A 14,591-nucleotide genomic window follows, 5' to 3' on the forward strand; every position below is an offset into this window, starting at 1 on the left:
TCCTTTTTTATTATACAACCTTCATAATCTAATCTTTTCAGTGACTGCATCTTGAATATTAAAATATTCATGTTAAAATATTGAGATTATAATCGTTTCTAGAAGGAGGAACTATGAGGAAAACAAAGAAGTCTCTCATTATTTTTCACATCATTACTATTTTACAAGGGGTTTCTAATAATTTGGCTCATCCAGTAACACCCGCTTTTATAAATAATTTAAAATTGAGAGATTCGATGTTCGGTACTGCATATGCAAGTATGGCGTTAGGTATCTTTTTATTTTCATTATTTTGGGGAGAACTGTCATCACGAATTAAGAAGTCGACCATTCTATTAATCACATTACTTGGTTATTCTTTCGCACAATATTTATTCATGAGCTCTACTACAGAATTATCCGTAATCACTTCTCGATTTTTAGCAGGTATTTTCTCAGGTGGTTTCCAAGTTTCCCAACTCAACTATTTAGTGAGTCAAAGCAAAGCAGAAGATAGGGGATACCAATTAACCTTGAGCAGCATCTTTATAACTGCCGCAGCTACAATGGGTTATTTTGTTGGAGGATTTGTAGGTGACGTTTCTATTTTTCTAGCTTTTCAAATTCAAATTGTGATGTGTGTAATCGTAGGATTATCCTATTTCTTCTTTCTTAACAGAACAGAAACCATCGAAGTAAGGCAGGCATTTGAAATCAAAAAATTAAATCCATTTAAATCACTTGTAAACGTGAAAGGATTACTAGTGCCCGCAATTATTATGTTGATGGTTTCGGTTTTCATGTCTTATCTAGCGATCACTTCATTTGATCAAACCTTTAATTATTATGTTCGGGATGTATTCAACTTTCCCCCTTCTTATAATGGTGTTTTAAAAATGGGAACAGGACTAGTTGGAATCATTGCGAATTTTACAATTAGCATGTATTTGATAAAAAAACCAACGTAAAACGATCGTATACCGTACTAATGATCGTTATGGCTTTATCAGGTTTGATTGTCGTTTTAGTTGATCAACTATGGGTATTTATCGTATTTGCATTTATATTCCTTGCAATTGATTCTATGAGTAAGCCACTGCAACAAACAATCGTATCAGGAATGTCTTCTGATTATCATGAATCTCATATTTTGATGGGATTATATAATACAATGAAATCTTTAGGTTTAATTATAGGTGCTTTAATAGCTGGATTTCTTTATGAATGGATCAAAATTGGACCATTTATACTAGCCATTGTAGCTATTTCCATGGCAGCATTGTTTATGTCTCTTGTATATAAAAAGACAAAAACAGAAGAACAGCCAATTAGATAAAAATAACCCCCTCAAAAATTAGATGGTTTCCGTCTAACTTTTGAGGGAGTTTTATTTTTTGGATAAAAAAATGATTGAAATAAGAACCTATGCTATTAATCGTTTATTGAAATAATAGGTGTTGATACCTCTTACTGGCATATCTTCCAGTGTACCATATTTCGTAAATCCATTTTTTTTATAAAAATCTTCTGCTTGGTAACTTCTTGTCGTTAAGGTTAGATTGATTATATCTAACTCTCTAGCTATATTTTCTACTTCAGATAGTAACTTACTACCTATATTTTGACCTCGGTATTCATTGCTAATTGCTAAGAGTTCTATATGGATACGTTGAAATGCTTTTACAGCAACAATTCCTCCTATCAGATTCTCTCCGTCATAAGCACCTATTGAAATTTTTTCTTCTTTCTTTTCAAGTTCTTTTTCAAAGACTTCCATATCCTGTTCTTTAAAGATATCGTCTATAGTCTTTTGTAAAATACGTAGGTCAACCTTTTTAAACGTTTTCAATTTTATTCCTCCAGTTTTTTAAATAAAATAATAGATAAAAATATTTCTTGATATATTATAACGATATTTATTATATCACATTAGAATAAAATTACGAATCACAAAGAAATGGATGTTTTGTAGTACTTAAGTATGATAAAAATATATTCGAGGAACGTATGTAAGTACGTTATAATGAACAGGAAGATAAATGATTGGAATCTATGGTAGAGGAGTGGAATGATGAATGACTTTTTAAAGGCATTGACTTACATAAATGAAAAAATTTATGAGCCTTGTCAATTAGCTGTGCAATCAGTTCAAGAAGAAAAGCAGAACTCTGATTATGGTGCGGGGGTATTCCAATTATCTTCACGATCCGTTCGATTTAGAGTTTCCAAAAGTACCCCTACTAAAATAGGACAATTTGTTACTTTTTGGGAGAAAGATGCTCATCATAAAAACCGACCTTTTTTATCTAATGAATCTCCAGAGTTACTAGTTATCACAACTTTTGAAAGTGAAAATAGGTGGGGACAATTTATATTTCCAAAGGAAATTATGATTAAACAAAATATCCTTCAAACGAATCTTACTAAAGGAAAAATGGGAATGAGAGTATACCCAAGTTGGGACAAGCCAACGAGTAAACAAGCAATCCGTACCCAGAAATGGCAAGTTCCTTATTTTATTGATTTAAGTGATTCCAATAAGATATCGAACGAGGAAATTATTCGATTATATTTTCTATGATGAGAAGAATGTTAGTTTTTATAGAAGTAATCAGAATGAATGACTAAAAAATAAGTAGAACTATTAGGAGGAAATATGAAACTAGCAATCTATGATTTTGATGGAACTTTATGCGATCAAGAAACAATTCCTTTTTTAATTGAATTTTACCGAAAAAATAAATATTCTTATAAGAAATTAGGACAGTTTTATCTACGAATGATTGGATTAACCTTTAAGTACAAATTAAAGGTAGACTCATCGTTAGATAAAGAAAAATACAGAGCTACAGCAGCAAATACATTTATGTATCTATTTGAAGATAAGAAAAAAGAAGACATTATCCATTTTTTTAGTGATAGTGCAGCTGAACTGGTTAACTACTTCAATCCAATTGTTGTAGAAAGTCTCAAAGAAAAAAGGAGCAAGGATATCATATTGTGGTCTGTTCAGGTGCTAATACGTTGCTTCTCAATGAAATAGCAAAGCATATTGAAGTGGATGAAGTGATTGGAACCGAACTCTCTTTTTTAGAAGATGAATCTTATGATTTTGACTCTCATATGTTTGTTACTACTGGGAAAAATAAACCCATCGCATTATTAGAACGATTCAAAGGTAAAGAAGTAGATTGGGTGAACAGTTACGCCTATGGAGATAGTTATTATGACTATGATTTTATGAATTTAACAGGAAATCCGATTGCTGTAAATCCTGATAAAGGTTTGAGAGATATTACAAAGGAAAAAGGATGGGAAATACTAGGAGAATCGTAAAATCAATGGATTTTTATAGAGTTTACTTCTATAAAATTTGTTGTTTACTAATATCTCAGCGAACCTTATAATGAGGGGCAGTGCTGTATGGACAGTATGCACATTTTTGAGGAATAGCGAGGTATAAAATTGAAACGATTAACGATATTTTTAATGACGATTATAATTGCAATCATTATATTAGCAGGGCTAAAAGGATTAGTATCTGCAAAAATGAATACGGGTGGAGATGAAAACACGTTAATTATTTATAATTGGGGTGATTACATTGATCCCGAGTTACTTACAAAATTTGAAGAAGAAACAGGCTATTATGTTATTTATGAAACGTTTGATTCGAATGAAGCAATGGAAACTAAAATCTCTCAAGGCGGAACACGATATGATCTCGTGTTTCCAAGTGAGTCGATTATTCCTAAAATGATAGATAAAAACTTATTACTTCCTCTCGATCATGAAAAAATCATTGGCTTCGATCAACTATCTGATTTTTTATTAGATCAAGAGTTTGATGAAAAAAATCAATATACGATTCCATATTTTTGGGGTACGGTAGGAATTATGGTTAATACAAAAGAATTTCCTCTGGATCAAATCAAGTCATGGAAAGATTTATGGAATCCAACTCTTAATAACGAAATTTTGTTAATGGATGGAGCTAGAGAATCAATAGGAATGGCTCTACAATCTTTGGGGATGTCCTTAAATGAAACGGATGCCGATCAATTACAGCAAGCATCCAAACATTTAGCGAATTTGATGCCAAATACAAAAGCAATTCTTACAGATGAAATCAAAACATTGATGATTAATGGTGAAGCAAGCATTGGGATTGGTTACTCAGGAGATGCCGCGTACGTAGCGTCTCAAAACCCAGATATCGAATATGTTTTACCAAAAGATGGTAGTGCAGTGTGGACAGATAACTTTGCCATTCCTAGTACGATGAAGAATGAAGAGGGAGCCTATGCTTTTATCAATTTTATGCTGCGTTCTGAGAATGCCAAACAAAATGCCGAATATGTAGAATACGCTACACCGAATGAAGCTGCAAAAAAATTATTAGATGTAGAAGTAACTACAAATAAAGCACTATATCCAGATCCTGAAGACCTTCAGAACGTAGAGCACTACCAATATCTAGGATTAGAAATGATGAACGAATACAATGAGTTATTCTTAAATATTAAAATGGGGTTATAGAACATGATTATTACATCAAAATATATTTTTGATACCGAAACAAAAACTACTTTTCCTGGATATATTCAAATGAAAGGAAATAGAATCATAGGAAAGGGACCACTGACTTCCTTACCGGAAAATGAAGAAATCATTGATTATGGAACGAATATGATTATTCCAGCTTTTATTGATGCTCATACTCATTTTTTTCTTTCTGTCCTATTATTCAATCAAAAACTAACGTTCATTTCCGGGAAAACAGAGAATGAGGTTGCAGAAAAAGTTCCGGACCTTCCGATAGTAAATGGATGGAAAATAGGCATCGGTTGGTTTAGTAGTGAGTTTGGTCAAAATGTATTACCAACTAGAAAATCAATTGACGAGGTTTGTTCAGAAATTCCAGTAGTATTGATTTCTGGAGATGCTCACACGATCTGGATGAATACCAAAGCGATGACGTTACTACATATAACCACAGATCAGTTACCTAAAGAGGTAAGTGGAGAAGCGATAGCAGATGAGGACGGATTGACAGGCGTTTTCTTTGAAGCGATAGCTATTCACTATTTGGCTTTGATTTTACAGCCTTTAAAAAAAGACTTTCAAGTAGAGTTTCAAAATTATGTAGGGCATTTAAATAAAATGGGAATTACGACTCTTGGAGATGTAGCTCTGACAGGCGAAGCGCTAGATGATTTCATTTATCCAGAACTTTATGAAACGGTTCAAGAAGATTCCAAGATTCGAATTAGTTTTTATCCCGCTATGAGAGAAGAAACAGAAACCATTGAAAAAATGGCTGAGAACTATCATTCAGAAACACTAACATTTGCTGGGGTCAAACAATTTTTCGATGGTGTAACTAGTACGCATACTGCATTCTTAAAAGAAGAATATGAAACGCCCTATTTTTCAGGAGATGTTGGGTTATCCTTACTACCTGTAGAGAAGATGAAGCAATTGATTTTTAATGCAAATGAAAAAGGGTGGCCCATCAGAATTCATACGGTTGGGGATCTAGCGATTCACTTGGCCTTAAATTACTACCAAGAAAGTCAAGAACAGTTTCCATTAGCAGATGACATGTATAATACGCTAGAGCATTTAGAAGTAATGGATGCAGTGGACGTACCACTTGTTCACCAAAAAAATCTTGTACTCTCTGTTCAACCCAGTCATTTATTAGTTGGATGGGACACATTGGATGATGAAGTAGGGTCCATGCGAGCAAGTCAGATGTTTCCGTTTCGAAGTTTTTTAAATGAAGGAGCAACATTAGGATTTGGTACGGATTCTCCAGTAGTGGTAGATATAACACCGATAGAATCCATTTATTTTGCAGTTGCAAGAAAAGATTTAGCCGGTTATCCAACAGAAGGATTAATGCCAGAACAACGAATTTCCATTCCTGAAGCTTTATTTGCACATACAAGGGGTGCAGCAATGGCTCTAAGTAGAAGTGATGTCGGCTCTTTAGATATTGGAACACTAGCAGATATCTGTGTGTTGGATCATAATATTTTAGAAGATACACCAGAGGAATTGTTAAAAACTAAAATGATTGCTACTTATTTTGATGGAGAATTATTAAAAGATTAAATAATTAGTAAAATAAAAAAACACCTGAAATATACAATATATTTCAGGTGTTTTTGTCATATATGACCTATGTCATAATATCTGACTTTGGTCATATGAAATATATTGATGGCGCTTTTATTGGCATGTTATCAGTGATAAGCTATACCTATCTTAAAAAGAGGAGCGGTTAGAATGGCGAGAAAAAAGAGATTTGGTGATTCTGTACAAAAGTTTGGACGAACACTTTTATTGCCAATCGGTGTATTAGCACCTGTTGGAATGATTTTAGGAATTAGTGGTGCATTTGTACAGCCATATATGATTGAGCGGTTTGCTTTTTTAGGTAATGATAGTGTTAATGCACTTTTAATTAGTATTCGTACCATTGCTAGTGTTGTTTTTGATAATATTCCTCTCCTATTCGCAATGGGGGTTGCATATGGGATGAGTAAAAAAGATAAAGGAATATCTGTTTTTGCTGCGGTTACTGGTTACTTAACTCTTATTATTACTATGAACGTCTGGTTAACTCTGACAGGTAAAATGGCTGATCCCGAAATTATGACCCAAGTCGGACAAATTAATGTATTAGGTATTCAAACAATGAATATTAGTGCTGCAGGTGGAATTATCACAGGGTTAATTGGAGCATGGGCAACGGATAAGTTTTACAATTTGGAACTACCGACTGCTTTTGCTTTCTTCTCTGGAAAAAAATCTGTTCCAATTATTACAATTGGTATCATGATCGCGGTTGGTGCTTTGCTACCATTTATTTGGGAAATATTTGTAGGTGCCTTAATGAAGCTATCTGTTGTATTTTTAAGTACGATGGGACCTTTCTTTACGGCAGCAGGGGAACGTTTATTTATTCCATTTGGTTTGCATCATGTATGGAATGCTTTGTTCCGTTTCACCGAAGCGGGAGGATCATATATTATTGATGGTCAAACTTTTGTTGGGGTCGTACCCGCTATGAATGAAGTATTGTTTAATCAAGGGCCGAACACTGAATATTGGTCTATGATGCCTGAATTGACTCGTTTTATGGCACAACAACAGATGCTTGTAACTTTATTCTTGTTTCCTGGAATTGCTTTTGCTATGTATAAAACCACTAGAGAAGAGAATAAGATAGAAGTTCGTTCTATGCTTATTACGATGGTTTTAACTGCAATGTTAGGAAATGTTACGGAACCACTAGAGTTTACTTTTGTATTTATTGCACCTTTACTCTTTGTAGTTTATGCAGGTATTGTAGGAATTGGGGCAGTGTTACTTTCTTTAGCAAACGTAGGGATTGGTTATATCCGTGGTACTATTTTTGATTTTGCAATCTTTGGTCTATTATATGAACGTACAAACTGGATTTTCTTAGTTTTAATAGGATCTGGATTGGGAATTCTAACCTATTTCCTATTTAAATGGGCAATTTTAAAATATGATATCAAAACACCTGGGAGAGAAGAATCACAAAATCTAGATAATACATTGATTCGTGAAAAAAGATACGATGAAATTGCAGGAATTGTTGTAGAAGCTTTAGGTGGAAGAAACAATATTGAAACGGTAGAAAACTGTATCACACGCTTACGAATTGATATTAATGATCCAAGAGCGGTTGATAAAGATTTGTTGGAAAAATCAGGTTCTACAGGATTTTTCTTCCCAGCTGATAAACATATTCATATTGTATATGGTCCTCAGGTAGAATTTGTTCGAAATGCAGTGGATGAGGCCTTATCAAAATAAAGAAAAGTAGAAAATGATTTTTAGGAGGACGGATAGAATGAGAGCATTATATGATTCAAAAAGCAAAACGATGGATGATAGAGGAATCAAACATCTATTTTCTGATGAAGAGAAGTATAAAACATGGTTGTTATTTGAAACAGCATTGGCAGAAGCACAGGCTGAAGAAGGCTTCATTCCTGAACAAGCTGCTAAAGATATAAAAGAAGCTGCAAAAATAGAAAATATTGATTTTGAAGAAATGGATCGAATTTATCGGGAAATTGGACATGGATTTGTTCCCTTTTTAAAAGTATTAGTAAAAGCTTGTCCAGTAGAGAGCGGTAAATATATCCATTATGGAATTACTACACAAAATATTCAGCAGAGTTCACAGTTATACATGGTCAAACAAGTTCATCATAAATATATGCAGTTAATTGGAGAAATCTTAGAAAACCTAAGCATATTAGCTGAAGAGAACAAAGATGCGGTGATGGCAGGACGCACACATGGTCGTCATGCTACTCCAATTACATATGGTTATAAAGTATCTGTTTGGATTAGTGAATTTATTGAATGTTACGAACGAATGCAAGAAGTGGAAAAACGAGTATTTAAAATCATGATGGGAGGGGCGGTTGGTACCTTTAGTTCTATGCCCGAAGTAGGTCCAACTGTTCAAAAGAGAGTTGCTGAATTAACTGGAATGTATCCAATGGAGGTTCCTTCTAGAAATATTAGTACGCATAAAATTGAGTATATGATGAATTTATCTTTGATGGCTAATATTTGTCATAAAATAGCTGAAGAAGTATATAGTACAACATTAGAAGAGATTGCAGAAGTTTCAGAAGGATTCCGTGAAGGAACGGTTGGAAGTAGCACAATGCCACATAAAATCAATCCGAAGCTCGCAAAAGGGATTGTTGCAAATTCTCAAAAATTATATTCATTACCAGGTCTAGGTATGTATTCATCCGTTCGACCTTATGAAGGTGATAGTAGTAGTTATATGCTATTTGATGGCATTCTAGAAGAAGCATTAGAGCTAACAACAGAGGTCTTGTTACGAACCGAAGAGTTAACGCGAACAATGGTGCCGCACCGTGAACGTATGCTACATAATGTATGGAGAAATAAAGGTCTCGATAACACTGAGAATGTGATGATGGAATTAGCAACGAAATTAGGAAAAGATCAATCTCACTCCTTGATGTATGAAATTGCGATGAAGACTGCAAATGATGGGGAAGATTTCTATACTAATTTAATGGCTAATGATTTAATTTCGGAGGAATTTACTGAAGAAGAAGTACGAAATATGATTGATCCAAGTAATTATATAGGGTTATCTGTTGAAATTGCAGAAAAAGAGGCTAAACGTGGAGCAAAAATGGCTCAAGAAATCAAAGAATATTACAGAAAAAAGTAAGATATAATTGAATAACATCATTAGAAGAGGCCTCTATATAAATAATTTAGAGGCCTCTTTCTACATAAACATTGAAGAATGAAGAGTAAGAAAGGTGAGAATAAAATGAATCAGAATCAAGCGAGTTTAGATATGCATGAATTTAAAAAAGGGAAAATATCCGTCGAAAGTAAAGTTGAAATCAATACAAGAGAAGACTTAGGCTTAGCTTACACTCCTGGCGTTGCTGAGCCATGTAGACAAATTGCTGAGAATCCTTCTGATGTATACCGTTACACCTCAAAGGGAAATTTAGTGGCAGTTGTAACAGATGGCACAGCCGTTTTAGGTTTAGGAGATATCGGTCCAGAAGCATCTATGCCTGTAATGGAAGGAAAGGCTATTCTTTTTAAAGAATTTGCAGGAGTAGATGCTTTTCCTATTTGTTTAGATACAAAAGGTATAGAAGAAATTATTTCTACCGTAAAAAATATTTCTCCTTCTTTTGGAGGGATTAATTTAGAAGATATTTCTTCCCCACGTTGCTTTGAAATTGAAAAGCGATTAGATGAGTTATTACCCATACCAGTTTTTCATGATGATCAACATGGAACTGCAATCGTAGTAACTGCAGGAATTATAAATAGTTTACGCTTAATTGGTAAAAAAATGGAAGACTTAAAAGTAGTATTAAATGGTCCCGGTGCTGCTGGAACAGCAATCATTTATTTATTAATGCAAATGGGTGTAAAAGATTTAGTAGTATGTGATGAAAATGGTATTTTGGCAGAGAATAGAATGGTTCCTTTAGAATTACACAAAAGAAAATTAGCAGAAAGAACGAATCCAAGAAATGTTCAAGGGGATTTACGTGCAGCTTTAAAAGATGCAGATGTTTTTATTGGTGTATCCGTTAGTAACATTCTGACCAAAGAAATGATTCAATCAATGGCAAAAAATCCTATTGTTTTTGCGATGGCGAATCCAATTCCTGAAATTATGTATAAAGACGCAAAAGCAGCAGGGGTTAAAGTTATGGGAACAGGACGGTCTGATTTCCCTAATCAAATTAATAATGTGTTGGCTTTTCCAGGAATTTTTAAAGGAGCACTTTCTGTACGAGCTTCAACAATTAATCATGAAATGAAAATAGCAGCTGCTCATGCGATTGCAGATATGGTTCAGGATGATGAATTATCTGAAGAATATATTATTCCTGATGCTTTGAATAAAGAAGTAGCTCAACAAGTGGCTGAGTATGTGTCCCGAGCTGCAAAGGAGACAGGAGTGAATCAAATCTAATGAGTAGAATAGAAAAAGATTCAATGGGAGAAGTTATTGTATCAGAAGAATTCCTATGGGGAGCACAAACGCAACGAAGTCTAGAAAATTTCCATATTGGGTCTGAAAAAATGCCTTTATCATTGATAGAAGCACTCATTCAGGTGAAAAAAGCTTGTGCAATTGTTAATCAAAAAGAAGGGAAACTTTCTGCTAAGCATTCAACTTGGATTCAAGAAGCATGTTCTTTGTTGTTAAGTGATTTGGACACATATATGGTGCACTTTCCATTAAGTTTATGGCAAACAGGCAGTGGAACACAAACAAACATGAATGTGAATGAAGTAATTGCTCATTTAGCTTCATCTACTGGGGAAATCCATCCCAATGATCATGTAAATCTTTCGCAAAGTTCCAACGATGTCTTTCCCACTGCTATGCATATAGCAGCGATAAGTCAGTTGAAAAATAAACTCCTTCCAGAAATGGAAAAATGGGTAGAGTGTTTATCTAATATGGAGAAGAAGTACGCTGATGTTATTAAAATAGGTCGTACTCACTTACAAGATGCAACTCCCATTACGTTTGGTCAAGAAGTAAGTGGTTGGAAGTGTATGATTGAAAATAGTCAAAAAGCAATTACATCAAGTAGCGAATCACTTTTAAAATTAGCAATTGGAGGAACAGCAGTAGGAACAGGTCTCAATGCATCCGAAGGCTTTGGTATTAAGATATGCAAAGAATTGGAACAGGAATTAGAAATATCGTTTGTTAATGACCCAAATAAATTTTTTGCTTTGACCAGTCATCAACCATTGTCTTTTGTTCATGGTTCTTTACGTTCCTTAGCAAGTGATTTGATGAAGATTGCAAATGATATTCGTTGGTTAGCAAGTGGTCCGCGAAATGGATTAGCAGAACTAACTTTACCTAGCAATGAACCTGGTAGTTCGATTATGCCAGGAAAAGTTAATCCAACTCAAGCGGAAGCGTTGACTATGATTACTGTTCAAATAATGGGAAACGATACAACGATCCAAATAGCTGCAAGCCAAGGTAATTTTGAATTGAATGTCTATAAACCCGTTCTGATTCATAATTTTCTTCAAACGATAACGTTATTAGCTGACGGAATGAACTCATTTAGAGAAAAATGCTTAGAAGGAATAATTATCAATAAGGAAAAAATGAAAGAATATGTCGAGGACTCCTTAATGCTAGTCACAGCATTTACTCCTTATATTGGTTATGAAAAAGCAGCTAAAATTGCTGAAAAAGCCCTTTTGGAGAATTTGACCTTAAAAGATTCCGCACTATTATTAGGTTATGCTACGAATGAAGAATTGGACCTCTGGTTGAATCCGAAATCAATGATTTAACTTCATAGGATAATAGTAATAAAATCAATCCGTAGATGTAAGGAGATATGCTATACTGATTACATCTAAAAAAAGGATGATTGAGGATGCTAAAATTTATAGACACTTACGATGATCTAACGGAGAGTGAAAAAAAGCACTTACTTATATTATCAATCACTTAGAAGAAATTCCTTATCTAACAATTAAACAGCTTGCTGATTTAGCTTTCGTTTCTAAAACAGTTATTATTAATCTTTCTCAAAAATTAGAATTTAGTGGTTTTAAAGAATTAAAATTTTATATTAATCAACAATTAAGAGAGAAAATTCCTTCTCAAAAAAATGGGACACAATCGATTCGTGAAAATAAAAAGCAAAGTATTGAAAAAACTTTTTCATTAGTATCAGATAACGATTTAACTCGTAGTGCAGAAGAAATTTTAAAAGCAAAAAATGTTTTTATTATGGCTAGAGGGACTAGTAAAGCAGTTGGGCATTATCTAGAGCATTTACTATTTTCTTTAGGAATTCATTGCTTTTTTATTAAAGATTATAATTTGTCTGAATCTTTTACAAACTTAGTAACAAAAGATGATGTAATTATTTTGATTTCCTTATCAGGAAATACGAAAAAAATTATAGATACAGCTAGAAAAGTCCACATGAAAAAAGCAAAGGTTATTAGTTTAACTTCTTTTCAATCTAATATATTAGCCTCTTACGCAGATGTAAGACTGTTTTCTCATACTGATGAGACGGATACTAAACGTGATGATTCAATTTCTCGAATAGGTTTTTTTCTATTAGTTGACTTGATGATAGGAACAATCAAAGAGCAATTAAGTATTTCTACAAAAATATAAATTACTTATTAGAACAGCCCTGCATCGATAATCCGTCGATGTAAGACTGTTCTATTTCTACTCTCTTGGAAAAAGTATTACAACCATTCGTGTATAATTTATAAAAGAAATATCAATTTTTTTAAAAAAGTTCATGTTATTATAAAAAGATGATAATATCAGTAAAAAATGCCATTTTATCTGCAATACTGATATACTGGTTCAGCGAAGAAAAAGAAGGTAGGAGAATATGAAAAATAAAACATTTGAATCATTCGGGATTAGTCCTGAAATAGTAAAAGCACTTACGAGTTTGCGTTATTACCGTCCAACATTCGTACAGGAAGAAGTTATTCCGTTAGCTTTAGAAAAACAAGATATTATTGTAGAATCTCAAACAGGCAGCGGAAAGACTGCGGCATTTGGAATTCCACTTTGTGAGCAAGTTTTGTGGGAAGAAAATAAACCCCAAGCACTAATTCTTGTCCCAACGAGAGAGCTAGCTCTACAAATTAAGGCTGATATTATGAATATTGGTCGATTGAAAAGAATTAAAGTAACAGCCGTTTTTGGAAAATCACCTTTTAAAATACAAAAATCCGAACTCAAACAAAAAAGCCATATCGTTGTAGGGACTCCTGGACGAATACTGGAACACCTAAAAGAAGGAACTCTAGTAGTGAGTGAAGTCCGTAATCTAATTTTAGATGAAGCAGATGAAATGCTAAATATGGGATTCATCGATCAAGTAGAAGATATTATTGACTACTTACCAAAAGAACGTCAAACGATGCTTTTTTCAGCTACAATGCCTCCAGAAGTAGCTCGTTTAGCAAGTTTTCATATGACGAGTGACCGTGTTTCTATTAAAATGGAAAAAAATGTGGAGAATGCTCCAAAAATCTCACAATCCTACATCAGAGTTCAAGATGCTTCTAAAGAGAAACTATTACTAGATTTGTTGACGATTGAAAATCCAGATGCTTGTATCATTTTTTGTAATATGAAAGACACGGTCAATGAGGTAGATGCGTATTTAGGTAAAGCAGACTTACCAGTGGATAAGTTACATGGTGGTATGGATCAAGAAGATCGTCTTGAAGTACTGGATGATTTCCGTTCTGGAAAGCTTCGCTATTTAGTAGCAACAGATGTTGCTGCGCGTGGAATTGATATTGAAAATATTACTCACGTAATCAATTATGATGTTCCTTTTGAAAAGGAAAGCTTCACACATCGTATTGGAAGAACAGGTCGAGCAGGAAAAACGGGACTTGCGTTAACGATGGTCAGCGAAAATGATAAAAGAAGATGGCAGGAAGTCCGAGACTATGTCTTTGACGACCAAGCTGAGATTATAGAAATAATGATTCCTAGTGAACGTACAGTTAGTCGTGCAAAAGATGCTTTTGAAAAGAAGATAAAGACTAGAACAGCTCCACGAATTGCCCGTAATAAAGAATTGAATAAAGATATTACTAAAATTTATTTCAATGGAGGTAAAAAGAAAAAACTACGAGCCATTGATTTTGTAGGTACCTTAACTAGTATTAATGATGTTACTGCTGAAGATATTGGGATTATAACGATTCAGGAAAATGTAACGTATATTGAAGTCCTAAACGGAAAAGGCGGTTATGTTATTTCTGAAATGCAAAACCGAACAGTTAAAGGAAAGAAATTAAAAGTTCATAAAGCACGTAAATAAATAAAAAGGTTAGGACAGGTGTCCTAACCTTTTTTGTGTTGATTCTAAATTAATTTTATTGTTCTTTTCTCCAACTGTAATTTGGAATGTAACACCAATACTTGATTTAAATTACCCTTATTGACTACCTCAGTCAATAAGAGTAAAATAGAATTGACCGAACTGGTCGAAGAG

14 protein-coding genes and 1 pseudogene are annotated in these 14,591 nt (G+C 33.8%); 14 read left to right on the forward strand and 1 reads right to left on the reverse strand.

Annotation, left to right across the window (positions count from 1 at the left end; translation table 11 throughout):
* Positions 1-113: 113 nt before the first annotated feature.
* Positions 114-947 carry an MFS transporter gene (locus LZ578_RS05910; protein WP_235146359.1) on the forward strand — a complete coding sequence of 278 codons (834 nt, stop codon included), beginning with the start codon at positions 114-116 and terminating at the stop codon, positions 945-947.
* Positions 948-976: 29 nt separating this feature from the next.
* On the forward strand, positions 977-1,315 hold the full coding sequence (locus LZ578_RS05915) for an MFS transporter (protein WP_235146360.1): 339 nt from the start codon (positions 977-979) through the stop codon (positions 1,313-1,315).
* An 87-nt stretch (positions 1,316-1,402) separates the two neighbouring features.
* Here the strand turns inward: LZ578_RS05915 and LZ578_RS05920 are convergent, their stop codons facing one another.
* Complete coding sequence (locus tag LZ578_RS05920; RefSeq protein WP_235146361.1) at positions 1,403-1,828, reverse strand: N-acetyltransferase; 426 nt, start codon at positions 1,826-1,828, stop codon at positions 1,403-1,405.
* Between the two features lie 219 nt (positions 1,829-2,047).
* Here LZ578_RS05920 and LZ578_RS05925 point away from each other — a divergent pair, with 219 nt between their 5' ends.
* The 12 genes and pseudogenes from LZ578_RS05925 (at position 2,048) to LZ578_RS05970 (ending at position 14,417) form a co-directional block, all read left to right on the forward strand.
* Positions 2,048-2,560: a MepB family protein gene (locus LZ578_RS05925; protein WP_235146362.1), complete on the forward strand. Its 513-nt coding sequence runs from the start codon at positions 2,048-2,050 to the stop codon at positions 2,558-2,560.
* Between the two features lie 75 nt (positions 2,561-2,635).
* Positions 2,636-3,022 (forward strand): HAD family hydrolase, encoded by a 387-nt coding sequence (locus LZ578_RS12680; RefSeq protein WP_396326692.1) that lies wholly within the window; start codon positions 2,636-2,638, stop codon positions 3,020-3,022.
* A complete protein-coding gene (locus LZ578_RS12685) occupies positions 3,004-3,315 on the forward strand; it encodes an HAD family hydrolase (protein WP_396326693.1) in 312 nt (103 codons plus the stop codon). The genes LZ578_RS12680 and LZ578_RS12685 overlap by 19 nt, the downstream gene beginning before the upstream one ends.
* Positions 3,316-3,444: 129 nt before the next feature.
* Positions 3,445-4,518, forward strand: coding sequence for a PotD/PotF family extracellular solute-binding protein (locus tag LZ578_RS05935; protein ID WP_235146363.1), 1,074 nt, complete (start codon positions 3,445-3,447; stop codon positions 4,516-4,518).
* Between the two features lie 3 nt (positions 4,519-4,521).
* Positions 4,522-6,099, forward strand: a complete 1,578-nt coding sequence (locus tag LZ578_RS05940; RefSeq protein ID WP_235146364.1) for an amidohydrolase — start codon at positions 4,522-4,524, stop codon at positions 6,097-6,099.
* A gap of 174 nt (positions 6,100-6,273) precedes the next feature.
* The gene (locus LZ578_RS05945) at positions 6,274-7,833 is read left to right on the forward strand and encodes a PTS transporter subunit EIIC (RefSeq protein WP_235146365.1); all 1,560 of its coding nucleotides are present in this window, start codon (positions 6,274-6,276) and stop codon (positions 7,831-7,833) included.
* Between the two features lie 37 nt (positions 7,834-7,870).
* Entirely contained in the window at positions 7,871-9,247 is a 1,377-nt protein-coding gene (locus LZ578_RS05950; RefSeq protein WP_235146366.1) for an adenylosuccinate lyase family protein, read from the forward strand.
* Between the two features lie 105 nt (positions 9,248-9,352).
* Positions 9,353-10,528 (forward strand): NADP-dependent malic enzyme, encoded by a 1,176-nt coding sequence (locus LZ578_RS05955; RefSeq protein ID WP_235146367.1) that lies wholly within the window; start codon positions 9,353-9,355, stop codon positions 10,526-10,528.
* Positions 10,528-11,886, forward strand: a complete 1,359-nt coding sequence (locus LZ578_RS05960; RefSeq protein ID WP_235144232.1) for a class II fumarate hydratase — start codon at positions 10,528-10,530, stop codon at positions 11,884-11,886. The genes LZ578_RS05955 and LZ578_RS05960 overlap by 1 nt, the downstream gene beginning before the upstream one ends.
* A gap of 145 nt (positions 11,887-12,031) precedes the next feature.
* Positions 12,032-12,175, forward strand: a pseudogene (locus LZ578_RS12690) (MurR/RpiR family transcriptional regulator); the annotation flags it as partial.
* 48 nt (positions 12,176-12,223) lie between these two features.
* On the forward strand, positions 12,224-12,730 hold the full coding sequence (locus tag LZ578_RS05965; protein ID WP_396326730.1) for an SIS domain-containing protein: 507 nt from the start codon (positions 12,224-12,226) through the stop codon (positions 12,728-12,730).
* A 229-nt stretch (positions 12,731-12,959) separates the two neighbouring features.
* Positions 12,960-14,417: a DEAD/DEAH box helicase gene (locus tag LZ578_RS05970; protein ID WP_235144234.1), complete on the forward strand. Its 1,458-nt coding sequence runs from the start codon at positions 12,960-12,962 to the stop codon at positions 14,415-14,417.
* Positions 14,418-14,591: the final 174 nt, after the last annotated feature.

The sequence above is a fragment of the Jeotgalibaca sp. MA1X17-3 genome (assembly GCF_021513155.1).
GTDB lineage: Bacteria > Bacillota > Bacilli > Lactobacillales > Aerococcaceae > Jeotgalibaca.

Excerpts from the sequence above, each read along its gene's own strand:
- LZ578_RS05910 (WP_235146359.1), top strand. The coding sequence starts at position 114 with ATGAGGAAAACAAAGAAGTCTCTCATTATTTTTCACATCATTACTATT.
- LZ578_RS05915 (WP_235146360.1), top strand. The coding sequence starts at position 977 with ATGGCTTTATCAGGTTTGATTGTCGTTTTAGTTGATCAACTATGGGTA.
- LZ578_RS05925 (WP_235146362.1), top strand. The coding sequence starts at position 2,048 with ATGATGAATGACTTTTTAAAGGCATTGACTTACATAAATGAAAAAATT.
- LZ578_RS12680 (WP_396326692.1), top strand. The coding sequence starts at position 2,636 with ATGAAACTAGCAATCTATGATTTTGATGGAACTTTATGCGATCAAGAA.
- LZ578_RS05940 (WP_235146364.1), top strand. The coding sequence starts at position 4,522 with ATGATTATTACATCAAAATATATTTTTGATACCGAAACAAAAACTACT.
- LZ578_RS05945 (WP_235146365.1), top strand. The coding sequence starts at position 6,274 with ATGGCGAGAAAAAAGAGATTTGGTGATTCTGTACAAAAGTTTGGACGA.
- LZ578_RS05950 (WP_235146366.1), top strand. The coding sequence starts at position 7,871 with ATGAGAGCATTATATGATTCAAAAAGCAAAACGATGGATGATAGAGGA.
- LZ578_RS05955 (WP_235146367.1), top strand. The coding sequence starts at position 9,353 with ATGAATCAGAATCAAGCGAGTTTAGATATGCATGAATTTAAAAAAGGG.
- LZ578_RS05960 (WP_235144232.1), top strand. The coding sequence starts at position 10,528 with ATGAGTAGAATAGAAAAAGATTCAATGGGAGAAGTTATTGTATCAGAA.
- LZ578_RS05970 (WP_235144234.1), top strand. The coding sequence starts at position 12,960 with ATGAAAAATAAAACATTTGAATCATTCGGGATTAGTCCTGAAATAGTA.